This is a genomic window from Ferrovibrio sp. GW821-FHT12B10 (assembly GCF_058807515.1).
The window spans coordinates 497,866-518,590 of the sequence record NZ_JBXAQT010000001.1 but is presented as its reverse complement, the minus strand read 5'-3'; the positions used below and the strand labels follow the sequence as shown (position 1 = coordinate 518,590).

Here is a 20,725-nt window from a genome sequence, read left to right as displayed (position 1 = left end):
CCATCCTAGCGGGCCAGTGCCAATTCGGCTCGCGTTTCGCCCGGTTTCCCGAGGCTGGATCACATGTCGTTGACCGGACTGCTCACTTTCGCCGCCCTGTCGCTCGCCGCCCTGATCGGCGGCGTGTCGTTGACGCGACTGGTGCCGGGCTTGAGCGGCGAACATCCCGGCCTGGTGGCGATGGCGCTGCTGATGGGGTTCTGGGCCATGCGCGAAATCTGGATGCGCCGCCGCATCCAGCGCCGCCTGATCGCCGAGATCGATGCCCTCTCCGAGGAAGTCGTGCGGCTGAGTGATGCCGTGCCGGCCGAGCGCATGTCGTCCGCCGCGCCGCCTGTCGCTTCTGCGGTGGCGCCCGCTGCTGCCGCTCGTCCTGAGTCCACCCGCGCCGAGCCGCGTCTGACCGTTTCGCCGCTTTCGGCACCTGAGCCCGCCGATGATGGCACGCTGCTGGATGCCGTGCGCGACGCGCTCAACAACAACCGCGTCGAGCTGCATGTGCAACCGATCGTCAGTCTGCCGCAGCGACGCATCCGCTTCTTCGAACTGCTGGCGCGTCCGCGCGATGCCGAGGGCAATCACTATCAGGCCGCCGAATGCCTGCCGGCGCTGGATGCCGCCGGTCTGCGTGCCGAGTTCGATGCGTTGATGCTGCTGCGCAGCGTGCAACTGGTGCGCAAGCTGGAACAACGCGCCAAGGATGTCGGCTTCTTCCTGAACTTGTCGCCGGCCATGCTGGCCGATATCGACACCTTCAATCCGCTATATGACTTCCTGCAGCGCGAACGCGAGCATGCCACCAATATCGTGCTGGAATTCGCCTATGATGGCATTCGCCAGCTCGACCGCACCGGCCTGATCCGTCTGGGCCAGATCGGCGCGCTTGGCTTTGCGCTGTCAGTCGATGGTGTCGACCGTTTCGATGTCGATTTCGGCAGTCTTGCCCGCCACGGCGTGCGTTTCATCAAATTCGATGCAGCCGTCTTCAGCAATGTCGACGCTATTGCCAGGTCACCGGTCGAACTCTCTGACCTGCGCGAGATCTGCACACGGCACGATATCTTCCCCGTACTGTCGAAGGTGGAGGCTGAGGCCGACCTGATCCGCCTGAGCGACCTGGAATTCCCCTTCGGTCAGGGGCTGCTGTTCGGCGCGCCGAAGCTGGCCAAGGCCGCTTAAGCCTTCTTTACCGCGAGCAGAGCGTCGGTCAGTTCGACAAAACCGCTGCCGCCATCGCCCTCTGTGACATAGCTGGGCTTTGCCGCAATCCGGTCGAGAAATGGCCGCACATTGGCCACGCCGACACTGTAGGGAAAATAGCCGAACATCGGCGCGTCATTCGGACTGTCGCCGGCAAACACGATCTGGTCACGCACGCTGTCAAGCTGCAGACCATAGGCTTCCTCGAACAACATGCGCGTCATGGTGAGCTTGTCCCAATGACCGAACCAGCCGTTCACATGAATCGAACTGACCTTCGCGGTGGCGCCGGCCGCCTCGAACAGTGCGACGATGCGGTCGACCTCGCTCATCGGCAGTGCAGGCACGTCCTCGCAGAAGTCGATGGCGAGATCGCATTCCCGGTACTGCTGGTCCGATGCCAGCGCCGTGCCCGGCACCTCGCGCAGGATTGTCTCGGCCAGCGCGGTCAGCTTCTGCCGCGCCGCCTGACGCTCGGCATCGCTCTGGAAGAAGCGGCGATGCATCACCTTGTTGATGCGGTCATAGCGCATGGTCAGCGCGCCGTTCTCGCCGACGATGGCGTCGACGGGCCAAAATCGGGCGATCAGGTCGCACCAGCCGGCCGGGCGGCCGGTGATCGGAATCACCTTGAAGCCAGCATCGCTCAGTCGTTCCAGCGCGCCATAGGCGTCAGCCGTCAGTCGGCCATGGGTGGTCAGCGTATCGTCGATATCAGTGAGGATGTAGCGGATGCCGCTGCGTTCCTGCGGCGTAAAGGCGGTCAACGGACGGATATCGGCCATGGGTCAGATATACAAATGTCTATGCTGCGGGTGCGAAGAAGCGGGTTGCCCCGCCTGCGAACGGGCAGTTATAGTCGCCGCGCCCTAAAAGTCCGTCAACTGTTCGCCGAATCGCCTACAAAGGACCAGCCATGACTTATCAGGCTCTGCACGGCCATTATCTGGAAGACCTGCAGCTCGGCATGACGGCAGACTTCACCAAGACGGTGAGCGAGGCCGACATCACCACCTTTGCCGATGTCTCGGGCGACACCAATCCGGTGCACTTGAACGAGGACTTCGCGGCCGCCACGCCCTTCAAGGGCCGCATCGCCCATGGCATGCTGGGTGCCAGCCTGCTCAGCACGGTGTTCGGCACCAAGCTGCCCGGTCCGGGTTGCATCTACATCTCGCAGGACCTGCGCTTCAAGGCGCCGGTGCGCATCGGTGATACCGTGGTGGCCAAGGTGACAATCACCGAGATCGTGGCTGAGAAGCGCCGCGTGAAATTTGCTTGCGAATGCCGTGTCGGCGATACGGTGGTGATCGACGGCGAAGCCAGCCTTATGGTCAGCCGCAAGGCCAAGTAATCGCGAGACGGCGGGGGAAACGAAAAACATGCGGCTGCTGCGCTCCAGCGCCAGTTTTCCGCCGGCGCTGCATGGCGCCGTGGCGGCCATCGGCAATTTCGACGGCGTGCATCTGGGCCACCGGGCGCTGATCAGCGCCGCCAAGGCCGCCTCCGACCGCACCAAGAAACCGCTGGCGGTGATGACCTTCGAGCCGCATCCGCGCCGTTTCTTCGTGCCCAGCTCGCCGCCGTTCCGGCTCGATGCGCTGGAAACCAAGGCGCGCATCCTGGATGGCTTGGGCGTCAACGCCACGTTGGCCCTGCCGTTTACCGCGGAACTGGCGAGTCAGTCACCGCAGGATTTCGTCGATCATATCCTCGCGCGAGACCTGCGCCTGAGCCATGTGGTGGTCGGCTACGACTTCACTTTCGGTAAGGCGCGCGCCGGCGATACCGCGATGCTGCGCCAGCTTTGCGCCGCCCATGACATCGGCGTCACCGTGGTCGAGGCCCAGGGCGACAAGGAAGTCTATTCCTCCACGCGCGTGCGCCGCCTGCTGGAATCCGGCGATATCGCCGGCGCCAACCGCATCCTGGCGCGGCCCTGGGAAATCCTTGGCACGGTTGAGCATGGGGACAAGCGCGGGCGCGAGCTGGGTTACCCCACCGCCAATGTGGCGATGACCGATTTCCAGGTGCCGAAATTCGGCATCTACGCGGTGCGTTGCGTGATCGACGGCGAGCGCCGCGATGGCGTCGCCAGCCTCGGCATCCGCCCGACCTTCGACCAGACGGATGTGAAGCTGGAGGTCTATCTTTTCGACTTCGCTGGCGACCTCTATGACCGCGCCATGCGGGTCGAATTCCATGGCTTCCTGCGGCCGGAAGTGAAGTTCGAGGGCATCGAGGCGCTGAAGGCGCAGATCGCCGCCGATGTGGATGCCGCCAAGGCCATGCTGGCCGGCGGCTAGGCAGGCCTGAGACGGGCCGGACCCGCCTCGACAGGTAGGGCCGCGGGATGCTAAATCATCGCCATGCTTGGGCAATTCGCCATATCTCCGGCTTTGTGGCCGCAGCGAATTAGCGGCCCGGTCCTTGTCTAAGGCCCGGGATTCCTTCGTCTTTTCCTGACACTTCGCGCCGCCCGACGCCGTCTGGGCGCGTCTTCCCCGAGTAGACCCGATGACCACCGACTATCGCCCGACCGTTTTCCTGCCCACCACCGAGTTTCCGATGAAGGCCGGCCTGCCGGCCAAGGAGCCGGAAATCCTCGCCCGCTGGGAAAAGCTTGGCCTCTACGAGCAGTTGCGCCAGGACTCCAAGGGCCGCGAGAAATTCGTGCTGCATGACGGCCCCCCATATGCGAACGGCAACCTGCATATCGGCCATGCGCTGAACAAGATACTCAAGGACGTCATCAACCGCTCGCGGCAGATGATGGGCTTTGACGCCAACTATGTGCCGGGGTGGGACTGCCACGGCCTGCCGATCGAGTGGAAGATCGAAGAGAAGTATCGCGCCGCCGGCAAGAACAAGGACGACGTGCCGATCGACGAGTTCCGCAAGGAATGCCGCGACTTCGCCGATCACTGGATCGGGGTGCAGCGCGAGGAATTCAAGCGCCTGGGCGTGATCGGCGACTGGAAAAAGCCCTACACGACCATGAGCTTCGCCGCCGAGGCGCAGATCGTGCGCGAGATCCAGAAGTTCCTGATGAACGGGGGCCTGTTCAAGGGCTCGAAGCCGGTGCTGTGGTCGATTGTCGAACGCACGGCGCTGGCCGAGGCAGAGGTCGAATATCACGAGCACACCTCGTCGACCATCTTCGTGAAGTTCCCAGTGGTGAAGGCCAGCGTGAAGGCCCTTGAAGGCGCCTCCATCGTGATCTGGACGACCACGCCCTGGACCATGCCGGGCAACCGCGCCATCGCGGCGAGCAAGGATGCCGAATACGCGCGCCTGCGCGTCGATACCGTAGGCGAGAAGACGCTGGCCAAGGTCGGCGACGAAGTGATCGTCGCCAAGGATCTGGCGGAAAGCGTTGCCAAGGCCTGCGCCATCGAGAGCTACACCGTGCTGGCCACGCTGGCCGGCACCGATCTGACGGGCACCGTCTGCGCCCATCCGCTGCGCGGGCAGGGCTACGAGTTCGACGTGCCGGTGCTGCATGGTGATTTTGTCACCATGGATGCCGGCACCGGCTTTGTGCATATCGCGCCGGGCCACGGCGCGGATGACTACAATCTCGGCAGCGCCAACGGCATCGAGGTGCCGCATACGGTCGATGCCGATGGCAGCTACTTCCGTCATGTGCCGATCTTCGGCGGCGACAAGCCGGCTCGCGTGCTGGACGATGCCGGCAAGGATGGCGATGCCAACGGCCGCGTGATCGCGACGATGATCGAGGCTGGTGCGCTGCTCGGCAAGGGCCGCCTGCGTCACCAGTATCCGCATTCCTGGCGTTCCAAGGCGCCGCTGATCTTCCGCAACACACCGCAGTGGTTCATCTCGATGACCACCAACGACCTGCGCAAGAAGGCGCTGGCCGCCATCGACGCCACCGAATTCTATCCGCCGCAGGGCCGCAACCGTCTCTATGCGATGATCGAGCAGCGCCCCGACTGGGTGATCAGCCGCCAGCGCGCCTGGGGCGTGCCGATCGCCGTGTTCGAGAACAAGGAAACTGGCGAACTGCTGAAGGACCCGGAGGTCAACGAGCGCATCGTCGAGGCTTGCCTGAAGGGTGGCGCTGATGCCTGGTTCACTGCGCAGCCAGCAGATTTCCTCGGCAACAAATACACGCCGTCCGACTGGAAGATGGTGACTGACATTCTCGATGTCTGGTTCGATTCCGGTTCGACGCACAGCTTTGTGCTCGAGCAGCGGCCCGACCTGAAATGGCCGGCATCGTTGTATCTGGAAGGTTCGGACCAGCATCGTGGCTGGTTCCATTCCTCGTTGCTGGAAAGCTGCGGCACCCGCGGCCGCGCGCCCTATGATGCCGTGCTGACGCATGGCTTCACGCTGGACGAGAAGGGCCGCAAGATGTCCAAGTCGCTCGGCAACACGGTCGAGCCGCAGGAGGTCATCAAGCAGTCCGGTGCCGATATCCTGCGCCTGTGGGTGGTATCGTCGGATTATTCTGACGATCTGAGCGTCGGCAAGACCATCATCCAGGCGCAGTCGGATGCCTATCGCCGCTTGCGCAATACCCTGCGTTACCTGCTGGGCAATCTGGCTGGTTTCGAGGAAAGCGAGCGCCTGCCGCATGACCAGATGCCCGATCTGGAGCGCTGGGTGCTGCATCGTCTGGCCGAGTTGGACAAGGTGGTGCGCGAAAGCTGCGAGGGTTACGATTTCCATCGCATGTATGTGGCGCTGTACAACTTCTGCGCCGTCGACCTGTCGGGCTTTTATTTCGACATCCGCAAGGATGCGCTGTACTGCGACGCGCCGACCAGCATTCGCCGCCGTGCCGCCCGCACCGCGCTGGACCAGCTGTTCAACTGCCTGGTCAAATGGCTGGCACCTTTCATCAGCTTCACGGCGGAAGAGGCCTGGCTGACGCGCTATCCGTCGGAAGACGGCAGCGTGCACCGCGAACTGTTCCCGACAGTGCCGGCCGAATGGCTGAATCCCGCGCTGGGCGTGAAGTGGGAACGTGTGCGTCGCGTGCGGCGCGCCGTCACGGGCGCGCTGGAAATCGAGCGCGCGGAAAAGCGCATCGGCGCCAGCCTGCAGGCGCATCCGACTGTCTATGCGACGGCCGAAGACATTGCCGCGCTGGATGGCCTCGACTTCGCCGAGATCTGCATCACCTCGGCCATCACCGTGAAGGAAGGCGAAGGCCCCGCCGATGCCTTCCGCAGCGATGAGGCCAAGGGCGTGGCGGTCGTGCCGCAGCAGGCCTCGGGCCTGAAATGCGAACGGTGCTGGCAGGTTCTGCCGGAAGTAGGGCATGTGCAGGGTCATGACGACCTGTGCAAGCGCTGCGCTGAAGCGGTGCCGGCCTGATGTTCCGCCTCGGTCTGATTGTCGCCGCGCTGGTGCTGGTCGCCGACCAGCTCAGCAAGGTCTATTTCCTCGACCTGATGCAGCAGAACCCGGCCGGCATTCCGGTTCTGCCATTCTTCAATCTGGTCATGGTCTGGAATACTGGCGTCAGCTTCGGCCTGTTCGGGGAAGACAGCGTCACGCGCAGCTGGACGCTGATCGGGGTCGCGGTGGCTGTCATGGTCTGGCTGCTGGTCTGGCTCTGGCGGGCGGAGCATCGCCTGGTCGGCATGGCCCTGGGGGCCATCATCGGCGGTGCGATCGGCAACATCATTGACCGGCTCCGCTTTGGCGCCGTCTTCGACTTCCTGGATTTCCACGCCTTCGGTTGGCACTGGCCGGCCTTCAATGTGGCCGACAGCGCCATCGTGGTCGGGGTCTGCCTGCTGCTGCTCGATGGCTTCCTGCCCCAGCGCAACCGCCCCGCCGGTCAATAGATAGCGACCCTGAATCGCTACTTTTAGTATATATTACGGCGATTCGTTGCGCCGCCCGTGGAATGGTGGCAGCATCCTCCCCGGGGGCTAGTTCCAGAGAGGCAGGATGCTTCGGGCACCGATGCTGCCCGTCCGGTGCAACTGGGCGGAGAATCATGACAATAAGCCCGGGCTTCGGCCAAGGGACGATGGTTGCAGGTCGGCAATGCCTTCCTTGAGCAGGGCGGACCGGCCATGACGCTGTCTCGCCCGAATGCCCCTGTTCGCCATCAGCTATCCGCCAAGCAGGTCAAGGCGACGGTGATCGCCGTGCTGGTGCTGGGCGTGCTGTCCAGCATCTTCCAGCTCGCGCTCGATATCCGCAACGAGGTGAACCAGCGTGAATCCACCGTCGCCCAGGTGATGGACATGCTGAACGACGCGGCATCCCAGGCGGCTTATGCGCTCGATGAACAACTCGCGGCCCGCGTGGTCAGTGGTTTGCTGCTGTACCAGCCGATCTGGCGCGCCGAAATCTATGACAACTACGGTCGCCGCATGGCGATGCAGGAGCGAGCCCATAGTGTGACGCCACCCAGCGGCCTGTCTGCGCTGCTGCCTAGCGGCGACGAGGTGCTGACCCGGCCGTTATATGGCCCGCGCGACCAGGACCTGGTGGGCGAGATGCGCGTCGCCGTCGATGGCACGCTGCTGGCGCGCAGTATTCTGAGCAAGACCTGGGTGGTGATCCTGACGGGCTTCGTGCGCAACTTCATCCTCGCTGTGATCCTCGCGGTGATGTTCTATTTCACGTTGACGCGACCGCTGCTTAATCTGGTGGCGCAGATCGAGAATGCCGATCCGCGCCGGCCGGAGGAGACCCGCATCATCGTGCCGAAGAACCACGAGAATGACGAATTCGGTCTGCTGGCCGAGCGCGTCAACGCCATCCTGCATGCCGGCGCCGACTATCTGGCCGAGGTGGAGCGCAGCCGCGAACTGCTGCGCACCGTGTTGGATGCCACGCCGGCGCCGATCAGCGTGAAGGACACTGAAGGCCGCTATGTCCTGATCAATCGCCAGGTCGCGGAAACCTATGCCCTGACGCCCGAACAGATCGTCGGCCATCGCATCGACGACCTGCCGCTGGTTGGCATTGCACCGGAGGATCGTACGGATTTCGTGAGTTTCGGCCGCGAGATGGAGAAGAATGTCATGAGTTCGGGCCGCGCCGTGCTCAATCGCGAGCGCAGCGTGCGGCTGTCCGACGGACGTCAGCTCACCATGCTGGAAAACAAGGTGCCGTTGCATGACCGCAACGGTCAGCCCAGCGGCATCCTGTCGATCACGCTGGATATCAGCGAACGTAAGCAGGCGGAAAAGGCACTGGACGAGGCCAACAGCCGTCTGCGCCTGCAGGCGGAAGATATGGAGCGCCTGGCGTCGTCCTATGCGCGCGAACGCGAGCATGCCATCGCCGCCAACCGTGCCAAGTCGGAATTCCTGGCCAACATGAGCCACGAGCTGCGCACGCCGCTGAACGCCATCATCGGCTTTGCCGAGGTAATCACGCTGCGCATGTGGGGTGCCAATTCAGACCGCTATTTCGATTACGCCGAAGATATCGTGATGAGCGCGCGACATCTGCTGCATGTCATCAACGACATTCTCGACATGTCGAAGATCGAGGCGGGTCGCTACGAGCTGTCGCTGGAGGAGTGCTTCCTGCCCAGTGTGATCGGTGACTGCCTGACCATCGTGAAGGGTCGCGCCCAGGAAGCCGATATCGAGCTGCTCGACAATTTCCCCGACTCACTGCCGCCGCTGCAGATCGATGCGCGCGCCATCAAGCAGGTGATGCTGAACCTGCTGTCCAATGCCATCAAGTTCACGCCTTCGGGCGGCCAGGTCGAGCTGGCCGGCGGCCGCGACGCTGACGACAACGTGGTGATCACCGTGCGCGATACCGGTGTGGGCATCCGTCCGGAAGACCTGTCGCGGATTTTCGAGCCCTTCTGGCAGGGTGACCCCAATGTGCGCCGTCGCAGCGAAGGCACTGGCCTGGGGCTGGCGATCAGCCGCAAATTCGTCGAACTGCATGGCGGGACGCTGGAAATCGACAGCCGAGAGGATGAGGGCACGGTGGCGACGATTCGCCTGCCGGTCCGGATCGTCGCAACGGCGTGATCGGGCGGTTTTCCGCCGTCTCCCGGCCCCCGGCCACCCTTGTGCGGGGGGGCGGGGCAGAGGTAAAATCCCGGCTCTGAATTTGAGAAGGATCGTCCGTCATGACCCGACCGAACAAGGCCGGCCGGCGCCCGTCGATAGCCCGTACTGCCATGATCGGGGCTATCCTGGTGCTGCCCGTTGTTCTCGCTGGCTGCAGCAGCACCCGCGATGCGCTGGGCCTGAACAAGAAAAGCCCGGACGAATTCGTCGTGGTCACCAAGGCGCCCCTGGTGCTGCCGCCGGAATTCGGCCTGCGGCCGCCGGAGCCGGGCGCGCCGCGCCCCAATGAAGTGCAGGCGCGTGATCGTGCTGCTGCCGCGCTCGCCGGCACCAGCACCGACGCCGCCGGTCAGCTCACCCCGATGAACCGCGCCGCCGGTGCCCAGCAGCCGCGCTCGCCCGGCGAGGCCGCCCTGCTGCAGCAGGCTCGCGCCAGCAATGTCGATCCCGATATCCGCCGCAAGGTGAATGACGAATTCACCCAGTTGGCCGAACGCGACCGCAATCTGGTCGATCGTCTGATGTTCTGGCAGCCCGCGCCACAGCCGGGCACCGCCCTGGATCCGACCAAGGAGACCCAGCGCCTGCGCGAGAATGCCGCTACCGGCAAGCCCGTGACGGCCGGCGATGTGCCGGTGATCAAGCGCCGTGAGCGCGGCCCGCTCGAGGGTATTTTCTGAACGGAGACTTCCGTTGCTGCATCGACTGATCGTTGCCCTGTTCGCCGCGCTGGTTGCCGGTGTCGCAGGATGGGGCGGCGACAGCCGGGCCCAGGTCTTCCGTCCCGGGCAGTTCATGCTGGAAAACGGCATGCAGGTGATCCTGATTGAGGATCATCGTGCGCCCGTGGTGCACCACATGGTCTGGTATCGCGTCGGCGCCGCCGATGAGCAGCCCGGTGTTTCCGGCGTAGCGCATTATCTTGAACATCTGATGTTCAAGGGCACGCCCAGCGTGCCGCCGGGCGAATTCTCCAAGATCATCTCGCGTGAAGGCGGTCGCGATAACGCCTTCACCTCGTCGGATTACACTGGCTACTTCCAGACCATCGCCAAGGATCGCCTTGAGCTGGTGATGCGGATGGAAGCCGAGCGCATGAACCAGCTGCAGCCCCGCGAGGCCGATGCCAAGCCTGAGCTACAGGTCGTCATGGAAGAGCGGCTCAGCCGCACCGACAACAGTCCGGGCGCGCTGTTCGGCGAGCAGCTGGATGCGGCGCAGTACCTGAGCCATCCCTATGGCCGGCCGGTGATCGGCTGGCCGCAGGAAATCCTGCGTCTGACACTGGCCGATGCGATGACTTTTTACCGTACACATTACGCGCCCAACAATGCCATCTTGATCGTAGCTGGCGATGTGACGTTGCCGGAGCTGAAGCGCCTGGCGGAGAAATACTACGGCCTGATCCCGATGCGGTCGGTGCCGGCGCGCTTCCGCCCGCAGGAACCCAACCAGCTTGCCGCGCGCCGGCTCAGCATGAGCGATCCGCGCGTCTCGCAGCCCAGCATGCGCCGCAGCTATCTGGCCCCCAGCCGCACGGCGGGCGAGAAGCAACATGCGGTACCGCTGGCCGTGCTGTCTGAAATCCTCAATGCGCCCACCGGTCGCCTGCATAAGGCGCTGGTGCAGGGCGACGGTCCGGCGGTGTCGGCCGGCTCGTGGTATTCCGCCCTGTCGCTGGACCAGTCCACCTTCGGCTTCAGCGCTTCGCCGAAGAACGGCCGCAAACTGGACGATGTCGAGGCGGCGCTGGATGCTGTGATTGCCGCGGTACTGGCTGATGGCGTGACGGCGGAAGAGATGCAGCTGGCCAAGACCGGCATGCAGGCGGAAACCGTCTATGCCCGCGACAGCCTGTCGGGCGCGGCGCGGGTCTTCGGCGTTGCGCTCACCACCGGCCTGACGGTGGAGGATGTCGAAGCCTGGTCCAAGCTGGTTGACGCCGTGACGCGCGAGCAGGTGCTGGCGGCGGCGAAATACGTGTTCGACATCCGCCGGTCGGTGACCGGCCATCTGCTGCCCAAGCAGCAAAGCTGAGGACGGGATGGCGATGCTGGCATCACTTCGCAATCTGGGCTTGGGCCTGGCGCTTGTCCTGTCGGCGGCGACGGCCTGGGCCGGCCCGAAGATCGAACAGCTCAAGACCCCGGCCGGCATCACTGTCTGGCTGGTGCGCGAACCGGCGATCCCGATTCTGGCGCTGCAGGCCTCCTGGCGCGGCGGTTCGTCCAGTGATCCGGTCGGACAGGAGGGACTTGCCAATCTGGCCATGGGGCTGCTTACGGAAGGTGCTGGCAATCTCGATGCCGATGCCTATCAGGTGGCGATGCAGGAAAAGGCCATCAGCATCGATTTCAGTGTCGACCGCGATTACACCAGCGTCAGCCTGCGCACGCTGACCCAGCACCGTGACCGTGCCTTCGAGCTGCTGAAGCTGGCGATGACAGCACCGCGCTTCGACGAGGAGCCGCTCGGCCGCGTGAAGGCGCAGGCGCGCGTCGCCTATGAGCGCAGTCGGCAGAACCCCAATGCGCTGGCCGGTGAACGCTTCGCCCAGCTCGCCTATGGCAACCATGCCTATGGCCGGCGATCCTCGGCCACGACCGAAAGCCTGGAACAGATCGGCAAACCACAGCTCGGCAGCTTCACGCAGGCCCTGCTGGCCCGGCGTAACCTGGTGATCGGCGCGGTCGGCGATATCTCGGCCGCTGACCTGACGCGTCTGGTCGATGCCAGCTTCGGCAGCCTGCCGGTCGAGCCGCAGGTCGTGCTGCCGCCGCCGGTGGTGCCGCAGACCGCGGCCGCGCCGGTGGTGATCCAATTCCCCAATCCGCAGAGTATCGTGATCTTCGGTGCACCAGGCATCGCGCGCGAGGATGCCGACTGGTATGCCGCCACCGTGCTGAACCAGGTGGTTGGCGCCGGCGGCATGGCCTCGCGGCTGTTTGAAGAGGTGCGTGAAAAGCGCGGCCTGGTTTATTCGGTCAGTACATCGCTGGCGCCCTACAAGGCGGCGTCGCTGATGGCTGGGTCACTGGCCACCAGCAATGCGCAGGTGGGCGAGGCGCTCAAGCTGGTGCGGGCCGAACTGGCGCGGGTGGCCAGGGATGGCGTCACCGACACAGAACTGGAAGCTGCGAAATCCTTCATGACCGGCTCTTTCCCGCTGCGGCTCTCGTCCAATGCGGCCATCGCCGGCATGCTGGTGGCGATCCAGAATACCGGCCTGCCGGCCGATTACATCGATGCCTACCCCGGCCTGATCCGCGCCGTGACGCAGGATGATATCCGCCGCGTGGCGCAGCGCTTGTTCGCCCGCGACGATTACCTGATCGTCGTCGTCGGCCAGCCCGCCGGTCTCGGGGGCTGATCATGACCATCCGCCGCCTGCCTGAAACCCTGGTCAACCGCATCGCCGCCGGCGAAGTGGTTGAGCGGCCGGCATCGGCCGTGAAGGAGTTGATGGAGAATGCCATCGATGCCGGTGCAAAGCGGATTGATGTCGCGACCGCTGCCGGTGGCCGGACCCTGATCAGCATCAGCGACGACGGCAAGGGCATGGGGCGCGATGAACTGCCTGTGGCGGTGGAGCGTCATGCCACCTCCAAGCTGCCGGGTGATGACCTGCTCGACATCCGCTGGCTCGGTTTCCGCGGCGAGGCACTACCTTCCATCGGCGCAGTGGCGCGCATGAGCATCGTGTCGCGCCAGCCGGACAGCGACAGTGCCTGGGCCATCGAGATCGAAGGTGGCGTGGTCGGCAGCCCGAAGCCGGCTGCCGCAGGTCCGGGCACCCGCATCGAAGTGCGCGATCTTTTCTATGCCGTACCGGCGCGCCTGAAATTCCTAAAATCCGACCGTGCTGAAGATCTGGCCGTGCAGGAGATCGTCAAACGGTTGGCGATGGCGCATGCCAGCACCGCGTTCACACTGCAGCAGGATGGCCGCACCAGTTTCCGTGCCGATGCCGTGCAGGGTGAGTTGTTTGCGCGGCGGCTGGGCCGGTTGGAGCAGATTCTGGGGCGCGACTTCGCCGATAACGCTGTGCAGATCGAGGCCGAGCGCGAGGGCATCAGACTGACCGGCCATGCCGGACTGCCGACCTACAATCGTGGCAATGCCCAGCATCAGTATCTGTTCGTCAACGGCCGCCCGGTACGTGACAAGTTATTTGTCGGCGCCGTGAAGGGCGCCTATGCCGACTTCCTCAGCCATGACCGGCATCCGGTGGTGGCATTGTTCCTCGACGTGCCAGCCGAGCAGGTTGACGTCAACGTGCACCCGGCCAAGGCCGAGGTGCGGTTCCGTGATCCGGGCCTGGTGCGTGGACTCATTGTGGGTGCGCTGCGCCATGCGCTGGCCGAGGCTGGCCATCGCGCCAGCACGACGGTGTCGCAGGCCGCCCTGGGTGCCCTGCGCCCGCAGGGCGCGCCGACGCTCGGGCTGCCGTTCGGCAACAACTCGCGCTGGCGCGGTTACGACAATCTGCGGCCAGCGTCGGTTCCGGGCCTGGCGGAGGCGGCTGCTCTTTATAATGCGCCGCAGGGTGATTTCTCGTCGCAGACGTTGCCTGCGGCGGATGATGGACTGCAGCCCGGCGCACGCGGCGACGAGGCTGCTGCCGTTTCCCCGGTGCAGCTGCAGGCCTACCCGCTGGGCGCCGCGCGAGCCCAGGTGCATGAGACCTATATCGTGGCGCAGACCGCCGATGGCATCGTGGTGGTCGACCAGCATGCGGCCCATGAGCGCCTTGTCTACGAACGCATGAAGGTCAATCTGGAAGCTGGGCGCGTGCCGCGACAGGCCCTGCTGCTTCCCGAAGTCGTTGAGCTGAGCGAAGCCGAAGCCACGCGGCTGTCGTCGCGCGCGGCCGAACTCGCTGAACTGGGCCTTGTGCTGGAGGGGTTTGGCTCGGGTGCCGTCGTGGTGCGCGAGGTGCCGGCGCTGCTGGGCGACGTGGCGGTGCAGAACCTGGTTCGCGATCTCGCCGATGCCATCGCGGAATATGATTCCGTGTTGCCGCTAAAGGAAAAGCTGGAAGAGGTTTGTGGCACCATGGCCTGTCACGGAAGCGTGAGGGCGGGACGCCGTCTGACGCTGGATGAGATGAACGCCCTGTTGCGTCAGATGGAAGCAACGCCGCATTCCGGCCAGTGCAATCATGGCCGCCCGACTTATGTCGAGCTCAAGCTGGCCGACATCGAGAAGTTGTTCGGCCGGCGCTGATACTCTCGCGACTTTGTAAGTTTGAAAAGCCCGCATCATGCGGGCTTTTTTGTCTCGGCCGGACATATACCCAATATGAGTTAATCAGACTTAGGTATTTGAATCGATCTTACATACTAAAACATGGCGATTTTTCCTGTGCCGCGAAGCGCGGATAACGGAGCTATCCCGATCGCCGGGATGTGGAGCTCAGACAGAGCTCCTGACAACTCCAGAAAGGAAATCGTCATGGCTAATTCAGTCAATACTAATGTTGGCGCTCTGATTGCCCTCTCGTCGCTGCGCGGCGTCAGTCGTGAACTCGAAACCTCTTCGAAACGAGTCCAGACCGGTTTCAAAGTCGCCGATGCACAGGATGATGCAGCCGTATTCTCAGTTGCTCAGGGAATCCGCGGAGATATCAAGGCCAAGGGGTCCGTCCAAACCTCGCTGGCGGGTGGCGAAGGTCTCGCGCAGGTGACCAATGCCGCGCTGAAAGGTATTTCTGACACAATCGCCGACGTGCGTGCCAAGCTGGCTCTGCTCGGCAGTGACAGTCTCAGCGCCGATCAGCGCGCGATCTACAATGCTGACGTCCAGAAACTGATCGATACGACGACGGCCTATGCGGACCAAGCCAACTTCAATGGCAAAAACCTGATCAATACGGGCGGCGCATCGGCGACCTTCGTAGCGGATACCGCTGGTGCGACCTTGACCTTGACGGCGATCGATATCGAAGCCGCTATCGCCACTTTTGATGCCGCTTCTGGCGTTCCCAATGCCGCCGGTTTTGCGGCAGCCAACACTGCGCTGACTGCCCTCGAAACTGCAGTCAACAATGCTCAGGCGTCGGTTGCTGCCGAAGGTCGCGCCATCACTTTGCAGAAAAATTTCACCGATGACCTGATCGATGCAGCGAAGAAAGGACTTGGCGCGCTGGTCGACGCCGATGTCGCGGCTGAGAATGCTACCTTGCAGTCCCTGCAGGTCCGCCAGCAGCTCAACATCCAGGCGCTCTCGATCGCCAACCAGCAGCCTAACACCCTGCTCAGCCTGTTCCGTTAATCCAGGTACACCCTGATCCCTAAATCCTAAAACAGGAGGCGGAGGGCAGTTGATCGGTAACTGTCCTCCGTTCTAGCAAAATGCCACTTCGTATTGACATCAAGGCCGGCGAGAAGTTCGTACTCAATAACACGCTGATGCACCTGACAAAATCGTCAGGCATCATCATAGAAACCAAGGCAACCTTCCTGCGGGATCGAGATCGCATCCATAAGGAACATGCCAATACGGCAGCTAAGGCGATCTACTACTTCTGTCAGCAGTTGTATCTGCATGAAGACAGGTTCGATTTCTATTATCCGCGTTTCAAATCTGCTTGCATGGCTTTTGCCAAGGCGGCACCCAGCTTCGGACCATTTATCCTCAATCTCGGGGTGCAGGTTGCTCGTCTGGAGCTTTTCAAGGCTCTGAAGCAGGCGCGCCGGCTGGTGGAACTGGAGGAGGATCTTCTTGAGTCCAGGGCAAGTCAGACACTAGACCAGGTATTTCGCGAAATTATCGCTTACGGGACCCAAGACTGAGGGCAATCACATTTTGTTGGCGCAAGCACGTTCGTCCCTTGTCTGATTAGGTAGCCGATATAGCTTCGAACGCTCAAATCAGAGCAGAATGCCCTGGTGCAGACAGTCGGAATTCATAGAAATGATATCCAGCATATTGGATATCGATATGCTCTCGAAGCTTGTCGAGCCGTTTTACTTAGGTTTCTTGCGTGACGATGCTTTGTTGCAGCGGGGGCTCGCATCGTTATCCCGTCAGCTTGGCGCGGAAAGCGCGTGCCTGGCAATGCGCTGTTTCGAGACTGGCAAGCTGGCCTTCCGTTATATTTACGGAGACCTTTTTGATGGGAACGGCGACTACTCCCTGATCAGTCGATATGACAGTCACTACTGGAAGCTGGACCCTTTTTTCGCTCCGCTACTGTCTCCGGATAATATAGGCCAGTCCTTCTGCGACAGACAAACGCCCGAACCAATTGGGCCGGGCGCAGGTGCCTTTTTTAGAGAATGGCATGATTATGTGAGTTGGCGGCACATTCTGATCGGTGGATTTTATCATGAGGATGGCCGTATTGGTTATGTGCGCTTCTATCGGTCGGCAGAATCGGGACCATTCTCTTTCGAACATGCCGCCCGGCTGAATCAGGTTTTGCCGCATCTCGGGACGTCTTATCGCATGCGGGATGTCTTCTCGCAGGTTTACGCACCTCTCGAACGCACCCTGTTCAACGACGATGATCGTCCAGCCGGTGTCATATATTTCGACAGCGATGGCAATATAGTCATGGTGAACGATGTTGCCAGGCAGATCTTCGCTACAATGGACGGGCTTTATTATAGAGCCGGGCGGATCGTAGCCGGTGGGTGGGAGGGTACGGCCGCCATCGAGAAGCTTCTAGGCAACGCGATTGCCTGCGCGAGTGCCCCGACGGCGTTGCCGATCAAGACCAGTATATCGATTGCCCGGCCTTCCAGCCGCACGCCCTATACTATCCAGATCGTGCCGGTTCTGGTTCAGAACCGCTTCACCGAACAGAACGCGATTGTCGTGGCTCTGCGGATCATTGATCCCAGTGTTGAAGAAACCGGTGGACTGAACAACCAGATTCAGGCTTATCAATTGACGGCTGCAGAGGCGCGGCTGGCACGTTATCTCGTGGCCGGCATGCCACCTAAAGAAGTGGCGCGGCAGACCGGTCTGAGTGTTCACACCATCCGCACCCAGCAACGCGCCCTGTATCGCAAGCTTGGGGTGTCGCGGCATTTCGATCTGGTCAGGAAGCTGGCGCCCAGTCGCGCCGGCTGACGCAGGGAATGCATTATAATGCCGATGTCATGGAATTTTTCCCGATCACCGCTGCGATGATCGGTGGCATTTCCTGAATCTGCATGGCAGAAAGCGGCATCCGTCATCCACCGCTCAGCCTGGGATGCCATCCATGTCTATCATCAAAACAGTCGGGGAGCTTGAAGCGCTATATGGCGTGCCAGGCGAAACCTCGACCGCCAAAGAAATCGACTACATCGCGCCGGTATACCAACGATACATCGAGGCGTCACCTTATGTGGCGCTGGCGACGGCGGGGCCAGAAGGGCTTGACTGCTCGCCGCGCGGCGACCGCGCTGGCTTTGTGCGTATCCACGATGACAAGACGCTGATGATGCCGGATCGCCGCGGCAACAACCGCGTCGACAGCTTGCGCAACATCGTGCGCGATCCGCGTGTCGGATTGCTGTTCATGATTCCGGGAATCGGTAATACGCTAAGGGTTAACGGACGGGCTTATCTCGATACCGACCCGGCACTGCTCGACAGCTTCAAGATGGAAGGCAAGCCGCCGCGCTCGGTGATCGTGCTGAAGGTGGATGCCGTATATTTCCAGTGCGCCCGCGCGTTGGTCCGTTCGGATCTGTGGAATCCCGCCCTGCATATCGATCCGAAGACATTGCCCACGGCGGGTCAGATTCTGGCCGAACTCAGCAAGGGTCGGGTCGGCGGTGAGGTCTACGACCGCGAATGGCCGGAGCGCGCCCAGGCCTCTATGTGGTAATGGCCTCAATGTGGTGAGCGCAACAGGAAGGTGAGCCGGGCGGGGCCTTGCTGGCGCTGGTCCAGCAGCGTGAAACCGGGCAGCTCGGGGAAAGGCGCTTCATCCTTGGCGCTTTCGACCACAGCCAGGGCGTCCGGCTTCAGCCATCCGGCCGTGGTAAGCGCCTGCAGGGCGCGACTGACCAGGTCGGTGCGGTAAGGCGGATCGAGAAAGACCAGATCGGCGGCGGCCACCGCCGAACCCGGATTGAGCACATCGGTGCCGCGCAACGTGATCTGGGCGTCGAACTTCAGCGTCTGCGCATTGCGCAGGATGACGCGACGGGCCTCGGCATCGCTTTCGAACAGGAAGGCCCGCTGCGCGCCGCGCGAAATCGCCTCGAAGCTGAGGGCGCCGCTGCCGGCGAAGGCATCCAGCACGATGCCGTCCTCCACCCGGGATTCGCCGGCAGTGTTGAGTAAAAGCGGCGAATGCGCCAGCATGTTGAACAGGGATTCGCGCACCCGGTCCGTGGTCGGCCGCGTCGTGCGCTCAGGCGGCGCCGCCAGCGGACGGCCGCGATGCGTACCGCCGACCACCCGCATGTCAGGCTTTCTTCTTGGGCGCGGCCTTCAGCACTGGCCGTGTTTCCTTGCCGGCGCCGCCAAGCTGTTCCTTCAGCACCTTGCCCGGCACTTCCTTGACCTTGCCGGGTTCGATCGCGCCAAGCTGGAAGGGGCCGTAGGCGGTGCGGATCAGGCGGCTGACCTGATGGCCCAGATGCTCCATCACGCGGCGCACTTCCCGGTTCTTGCCCTCGCGCAGGCCAACCACGAGCCAGGCATTGTCGCCCTGACTGCGTTCGACAGTGGCCGTGATGGCGCCATAGGTGACCCCCTCGATGGTGACGCCTTCCTGCAGTTCGGCCAGATGCTGCTTGTGCGGCAGACCGTTCACGCGCACGCGATAGCGGCGCAGCCAGCCGGTGGTTGGCAGTTCCAGCCGGCGCGCCAACTCGCCGTCATTGGTGAGCAGCAGCAGACCTTCGGAATTGAAATCGAGGCGGCCGACCGAGATCACGCGCGGCAGGCCTAGCGGCAGATTCTCGAACACCGTGGGACGGCCCTGCGGATCCTTGTGCGTGGTCATCAGGCCGCGCGGCTTGTGATAGAGCCATAGCCGGGTTTTTTCCGGGCCTGCCAGCGGCTTGCCGTCGACACGGATTTCATCGCTTTCGGTGACCAGAAAGGCGGGCGTAGCAAGCTTCTTGCCGTTGACGCTGACGCGACCCTCGGCAATCCAGCGTTCGGCGTCTCTACGCGAGCAGATGCCGGCGCGCGCCAGCCGTTTGGCAATGCGTTCGCCCTTGTCGGTATCGTCGCTCATCGGCGGCAGGCCTCGATAAAAGCACTGAACAGCTTGCGGTCGCCGTCACTGATGAAGAATTCCGGATGCCATTGCACGCCGAGGCAGAATCGGTAGCCTGGATGCTCGATGCCTTCGATCACGCCGTCGGGTGCGACGGCGTCGCAGACGGCTCCGGGTGCGACCTTGTCGACGGCCTGGTGATGTGCCGAATTGACGGGCAACTCATCCGTGCCGACAATCCGGCGTAGCAGGGTATCGGCGCTTACCTTTACCGGATGGCCGGCCTGGTCACGCGGGTTGGGCTGTTCATGCGGCAGCGGCTCTTTCACGCTGTCGGGGATATGCTGGATCAGCGTGCCGCCCAGAACCACGTTCAGCAACTGTTGGCCGCCACAGATGCCGAAGACCGGCTTGTCGCGGTCCAGCATGCCCTTGGTGATGGCCCATTCAAATTGTGTGCGGGCGCCCTTCAACTTGACCGTCTCATGCCGGGTGGCGGCCCCGAACAGGGCCGGGTCGACATCGAAATTGCCGCCGGTGACGATCAGGCCGTCCAGCAGATCGAGATAGCGCTCTACGGCCTCGGGTTCATGAGGCAGCACCAGCGGCACGCCGCCGGTGGCGGTGACCGCCGAGCAGTAATTCTGCCGCAGGGCATACCAGGGGAATTTCGAATAGCCGCCGGGCTCTTCCGAATCGAGGGTGATGCCGATCAGCGGACCGGAGGCGGATTTGGGCATGGTCATAAGGCTTTATAGGCCGGCCCGGACCACTTGAGTAGGGGTGGTTTGAGGAGGGGGCTTGCTTGACGGAATGGAGCCGCTCCCGCAGGCTCCGGCCCATGAACCAGCCCCTGAGTCCATCCAGTCCCATGGATATCGCCCTGGAGGAAGCCCGGGCCGCCGAGACCCGCGGCGAGGTGCCGATCGGCGCCGTGATCGTGGATGGAACCACTGGCGCATTGGTTTCCCGGGCCGGCAACGAGACCCGGGCGCTGAACGACCCGACCGCCCATGCCGAGGTCCTGGCCATCCGCCGGGCCGCGGCGGCACTGGGGGCGGAACGGCTAAGCGGTTGCGACCTCTACGTCACTCTGGAGCCCTGCACCATGTGTGCCGCCGCGATCAGCTTCGCCCGCCTGCGGCGGCTGTATTACGGTGCGGAGGACCCCAAGGGCGGCGGCGTGGCGCATGGCGCGCGCTTCTTCGCGCAGCCCACCTGCCATCATCGACCCGACATCTATGGGGGCATCGCCGAGACCGAGGCCGCCACGCTGCTGCGCAGCTTCTTTTCCGCCCGCCGTTAGTCCCCATTGGCTGGT

General features: G+C 63.1%; 19 protein-coding genes. 15 read left to right on the top strand and 4 right to left on the bottom strand.

Going from position 1 to position 20,725, the window contains the following annotated elements; genetic code table 11:
- The first annotated feature begins 63 nt into the window (after window positions 1–63).
- Window positions 64–1,179: an EAL domain-containing protein gene (locus AC1RRT_RS02715; protein ID WP_493012125.1), complete on the top strand. Its 1,116-nt coding sequence runs from the start codon at window positions 64–66 to the stop codon at window positions 1,177–1,179.
- Here AC1RRT_RS02715 and AC1RRT_RS02710 read toward each other — a convergent pair.
- Complete coding sequence (locus AC1RRT_RS02710; protein ID WP_493012124.1) at window positions 1,176–1,985, bottom strand: HAD-IIB family hydrolase; 810 nt, start codon at window positions 1,983–1,985, stop codon at window positions 1,176–1,178. The genes AC1RRT_RS02715 and AC1RRT_RS02710 overlap by 4 nt on opposite strands.
- Before the next feature lie 131 nt (window positions 1,986–2,116).
- On the opposite strand from AC1RRT_RS02710, the gene AC1RRT_RS02705 reads away from it, so the two are divergent.
- The 13 genes from AC1RRT_RS02705 to AC1RRT_RS02645 all read left to right on the top strand — a co-directional run bounded on the left by AC1RRT_RS02705 (window position 2,117) and on the right by AC1RRT_RS02645 (window position 18,057).
- Complete coding sequence (locus tag AC1RRT_RS02705) at window positions 2,117–2,554, top strand: MaoC family dehydratase (protein ID WP_493012122.1); 438 nt, start codon at window positions 2,117–2,119, stop codon at window positions 2,552–2,554.
- Between the two features lie 28 nt (window positions 2,555–2,582).
- Window positions 2,583–3,506 (top strand): bifunctional riboflavin kinase/FAD synthetase, encoded by a 924-nt coding sequence (locus AC1RRT_RS02700; RefSeq protein WP_493012120.1) that lies wholly within the window; start codon window positions 2,583–2,585, stop codon window positions 3,504–3,506.
- 211 nt (window positions 3,507–3,717) lie between these two features.
- Complete coding sequence (ileS, locus tag AC1RRT_RS02695) at window positions 3,718–6,549, top strand: isoleucine--tRNA ligase (RefSeq protein ID WP_493012118.1); 2,832 nt, start codon at window positions 3,718–3,720, stop codon at window positions 6,547–6,549.
- Window positions 6,549–7,025 (top strand): signal peptidase II, encoded by a 477-nt coding sequence (lspA, locus tag AC1RRT_RS02690; RefSeq protein ID WP_493012116.1) that lies wholly within the window; start codon window positions 6,549–6,551, stop codon window positions 7,023–7,025. Before ileS ends, lspA begins: the two co-directional genes overlap by 1 nt.
- Before the next feature lie 234 nt (window positions 7,026–7,259).
- Complete coding sequence (locus tag AC1RRT_RS02685) at window positions 7,260–9,191, top strand: PAS domain-containing sensor histidine kinase (protein ID WP_493012115.1); 1,932 nt, start codon at window positions 7,260–7,262, stop codon at window positions 9,189–9,191.
- Between the two features lie 101 nt (window positions 9,192–9,292).
- Complete coding sequence (locus AC1RRT_RS02680; protein ID WP_493012114.1) at window positions 9,293–9,913, top strand: DUF3035 domain-containing protein; 621 nt, start codon at window positions 9,293–9,295, stop codon at window positions 9,911–9,913.
- Window positions 9,914–9,926: 13 nt separating this feature from the next.
- Window positions 9,927–11,270 carry a M16 family metallopeptidase gene (locus tag AC1RRT_RS02675; RefSeq protein ID WP_493012112.1) on the top strand — a complete coding sequence of 448 codons (1,344 nt, stop codon included), beginning with the start codon at window positions 9,927–9,929 and terminating at the stop codon, window positions 11,268–11,270.
- Between the two features lie 13 nt (window positions 11,271–11,283).
- Window positions 11,284–12,603, top strand: a complete 1,320-nt coding sequence (locus AC1RRT_RS02670) for a M16 family metallopeptidase (protein ID WP_493012110.1) — start codon at window positions 11,284–11,286, stop codon at window positions 12,601–12,603.
- Window positions 12,604–12,605: 2 nt separating this feature from the next.
- Window positions 12,606–14,459, top strand: a complete 1,854-nt coding sequence (mutL, locus tag AC1RRT_RS02665) for a DNA mismatch repair endonuclease MutL (protein ID WP_493012108.1) — start codon at window positions 12,606–12,608, stop codon at window positions 14,457–14,459.
- A 228-nt stretch (window positions 14,460–14,687) separates the two neighbouring features.
- Window positions 14,688–15,506: a flagellin gene (locus AC1RRT_RS02660; RefSeq protein WP_493012106.1), complete on the top strand. Its 819-nt coding sequence runs from the start codon at window positions 14,688–14,690 to the stop codon at window positions 15,504–15,506.
- A gap of 80 nt (window positions 15,507–15,586) precedes the next feature.
- Window positions 15,587–16,027 (top strand): flagellar biosynthesis repressor FlbT, encoded by a 441-nt coding sequence (locus AC1RRT_RS02655; protein WP_493012104.1) that lies wholly within the window; start codon window positions 15,587–15,589, stop codon window positions 16,025–16,027.
- 148 nt (window positions 16,028–16,175) lie between these two features.
- The gene (locus AC1RRT_RS02650; RefSeq protein ID WP_493012103.1) at window positions 16,176–17,312 is read left to right on the top strand and encodes a helix-turn-helix transcriptional regulator; all 1,137 of its coding nucleotides are present in this window, start codon (window positions 16,176–16,178) and stop codon (window positions 17,310–17,312) included.
- 133 nt (window positions 17,313–17,445) lie between these two features.
- Window positions 17,446–18,057, top strand: coding sequence for a pyridoxamine 5'-phosphate oxidase family protein (locus AC1RRT_RS02645; protein WP_493012102.1), 612 nt, complete (start codon window positions 17,446–17,448; stop codon window positions 18,055–18,057).
- A 5-nt stretch (window positions 18,058–18,062) separates the two neighbouring features.
- Here AC1RRT_RS02645 and rsmD read toward each other — a convergent pair whose 3' ends face one another.
- The 3 genes from rsmD to AC1RRT_RS02630 are packed head-to-tail and all read right to left on the bottom strand — an operon-like array spanning window position 18,063 to window position 20,144.
- On the bottom strand, window positions 18,063–18,641 hold the full coding sequence (rsmD, locus tag AC1RRT_RS02640; RefSeq protein ID WP_493012101.1) for a 16S rRNA (guanine(966)-N(2))-methyltransferase RsmD: 579 nt from the start codon (window positions 18,639–18,641) through the stop codon (window positions 18,063–18,065).
- 1 nt (window position 18,642) lies between these two features.
- The gene (locus tag AC1RRT_RS02635; protein WP_493012100.1) at window positions 18,643–19,422 is read right to left on the bottom strand and encodes a pseudouridine synthase; all 780 of its coding nucleotides are present in this window, start codon (window positions 19,420–19,422) and stop codon (window positions 18,643–18,645) included.
- Window positions 19,419–20,144 carry a gamma-glutamyl-gamma-aminobutyrate hydrolase family protein gene (locus tag AC1RRT_RS02630; RefSeq protein WP_493012099.1) on the bottom strand — a complete coding sequence of 242 codons (726 nt, stop codon included), beginning with the start codon at window positions 20,142–20,144 and terminating at the stop codon, window positions 19,419–19,421. The genes AC1RRT_RS02635 and AC1RRT_RS02630 overlap by 4 nt, the downstream gene beginning before the upstream one ends.
- Before the next feature lie 101 nt (window positions 20,145–20,245).
- Between AC1RRT_RS02630 and AC1RRT_RS02625 the strand changes: the two genes are divergently transcribed.
- Complete coding sequence (locus AC1RRT_RS02625; protein WP_493012098.1) at window positions 20,246–20,710, top strand: nucleoside deaminase; 465 nt, start codon at window positions 20,246–20,248, stop codon at window positions 20,708–20,710.
- Window positions 20,711–20,725: the final 15 nt, after the last annotated feature.

Coding starts and splice junctions, on each gene's coding strand:
- AC1RRT_RS02715 (WP_493012125.1), top strand. CDS start 64: ATGTCGTTGACCGGACTGCTCACTTTCGCCGCCCTGTCGCTCGCCGCC.
- AC1RRT_RS02710 (WP_493012124.1), bottom strand. CDS start 1,985: ATGGCCGATATCCGTCCGTTGACCGCCTTTACGCCGCAGGAACGCAGC.
- AC1RRT_RS02705 (WP_493012122.1), top strand. CDS start 2,117: ATGACTTATCAGGCTCTGCACGGCCATTATCTGGAAGACCTGCAGCTC.
- AC1RRT_RS02700 (WP_493012120.1), top strand. CDS start 2,583: ATGCGGCTGCTGCGCTCCAGCGCCAGTTTTCCGCCGGCGCTGCATGGC.
- ileS (WP_493012118.1), top strand. CDS start 3,718: ATGACCACCGACTATCGCCCGACCGTTTTCCTGCCCACCACCGAGTTT.
- lspA (WP_493012116.1), top strand. CDS start 6,549: ATGTTCCGCCTCGGTCTGATTGTCGCCGCGCTGGTGCTGGTCGCCGAC.
- AC1RRT_RS02685 (WP_493012115.1), top strand. CDS start 7,260: ATGACGCTGTCTCGCCCGAATGCCCCTGTTCGCCATCAGCTATCCGCC.
- AC1RRT_RS02680 (WP_493012114.1), top strand. CDS start 9,293: ATGACCCGACCGAACAAGGCCGGCCGGCGCCCGTCGATAGCCCGTACT.
- AC1RRT_RS02670 (WP_493012110.1), top strand. CDS start 11,284: ATGCTGGCATCACTTCGCAATCTGGGCTTGGGCCTGGCGCTTGTCCTG.
- mutL (WP_493012108.1), top strand. CDS start 12,606: ATGACCATCCGCCGCCTGCCTGAAACCCTGGTCAACCGCATCGCCGCC.
- AC1RRT_RS02660 (WP_493012106.1), top strand. CDS start 14,688: ATGGCTAATTCAGTCAATACTAATGTTGGCGCTCTGATTGCCCTCTCG.
- AC1RRT_RS02655 (WP_493012104.1), top strand. CDS start 15,587: ATGCCACTTCGTATTGACATCAAGGCCGGCGAGAAGTTCGTACTCAAT.
- AC1RRT_RS02650 (WP_493012103.1), top strand. CDS start 16,176: ATGCTCTCGAAGCTTGTCGAGCCGTTTTACTTAGGTTTCTTGCGTGAC.
- AC1RRT_RS02645 (WP_493012102.1), top strand. CDS start 17,446: ATGTCTATCATCAAAACAGTCGGGGAGCTTGAAGCGCTATATGGCGTG.
- rsmD (WP_493012101.1), bottom strand. CDS start 18,641: ATGCGGGTGGTCGGCGGTACGCATCGCGGCCGTCCGCTGGCGGCGCCG.
- AC1RRT_RS02635 (WP_493012100.1), bottom strand. CDS start 19,422: ATGAGCGACGATACCGACAAGGGCGAACGCATTGCCAAACGGCTGGCG.
- AC1RRT_RS02630 (WP_493012099.1), bottom strand. CDS start 20,144: ATGCCCAAATCCGCCTCCGGTCCGCTGATCGGCATCACCCTCGATTCG.
- AC1RRT_RS02625 (WP_493012098.1), top strand. CDS start 20,246: ATGAACCAGCCCCTGAGTCCATCCAGTCCCATGGATATCGCCCTGGAG.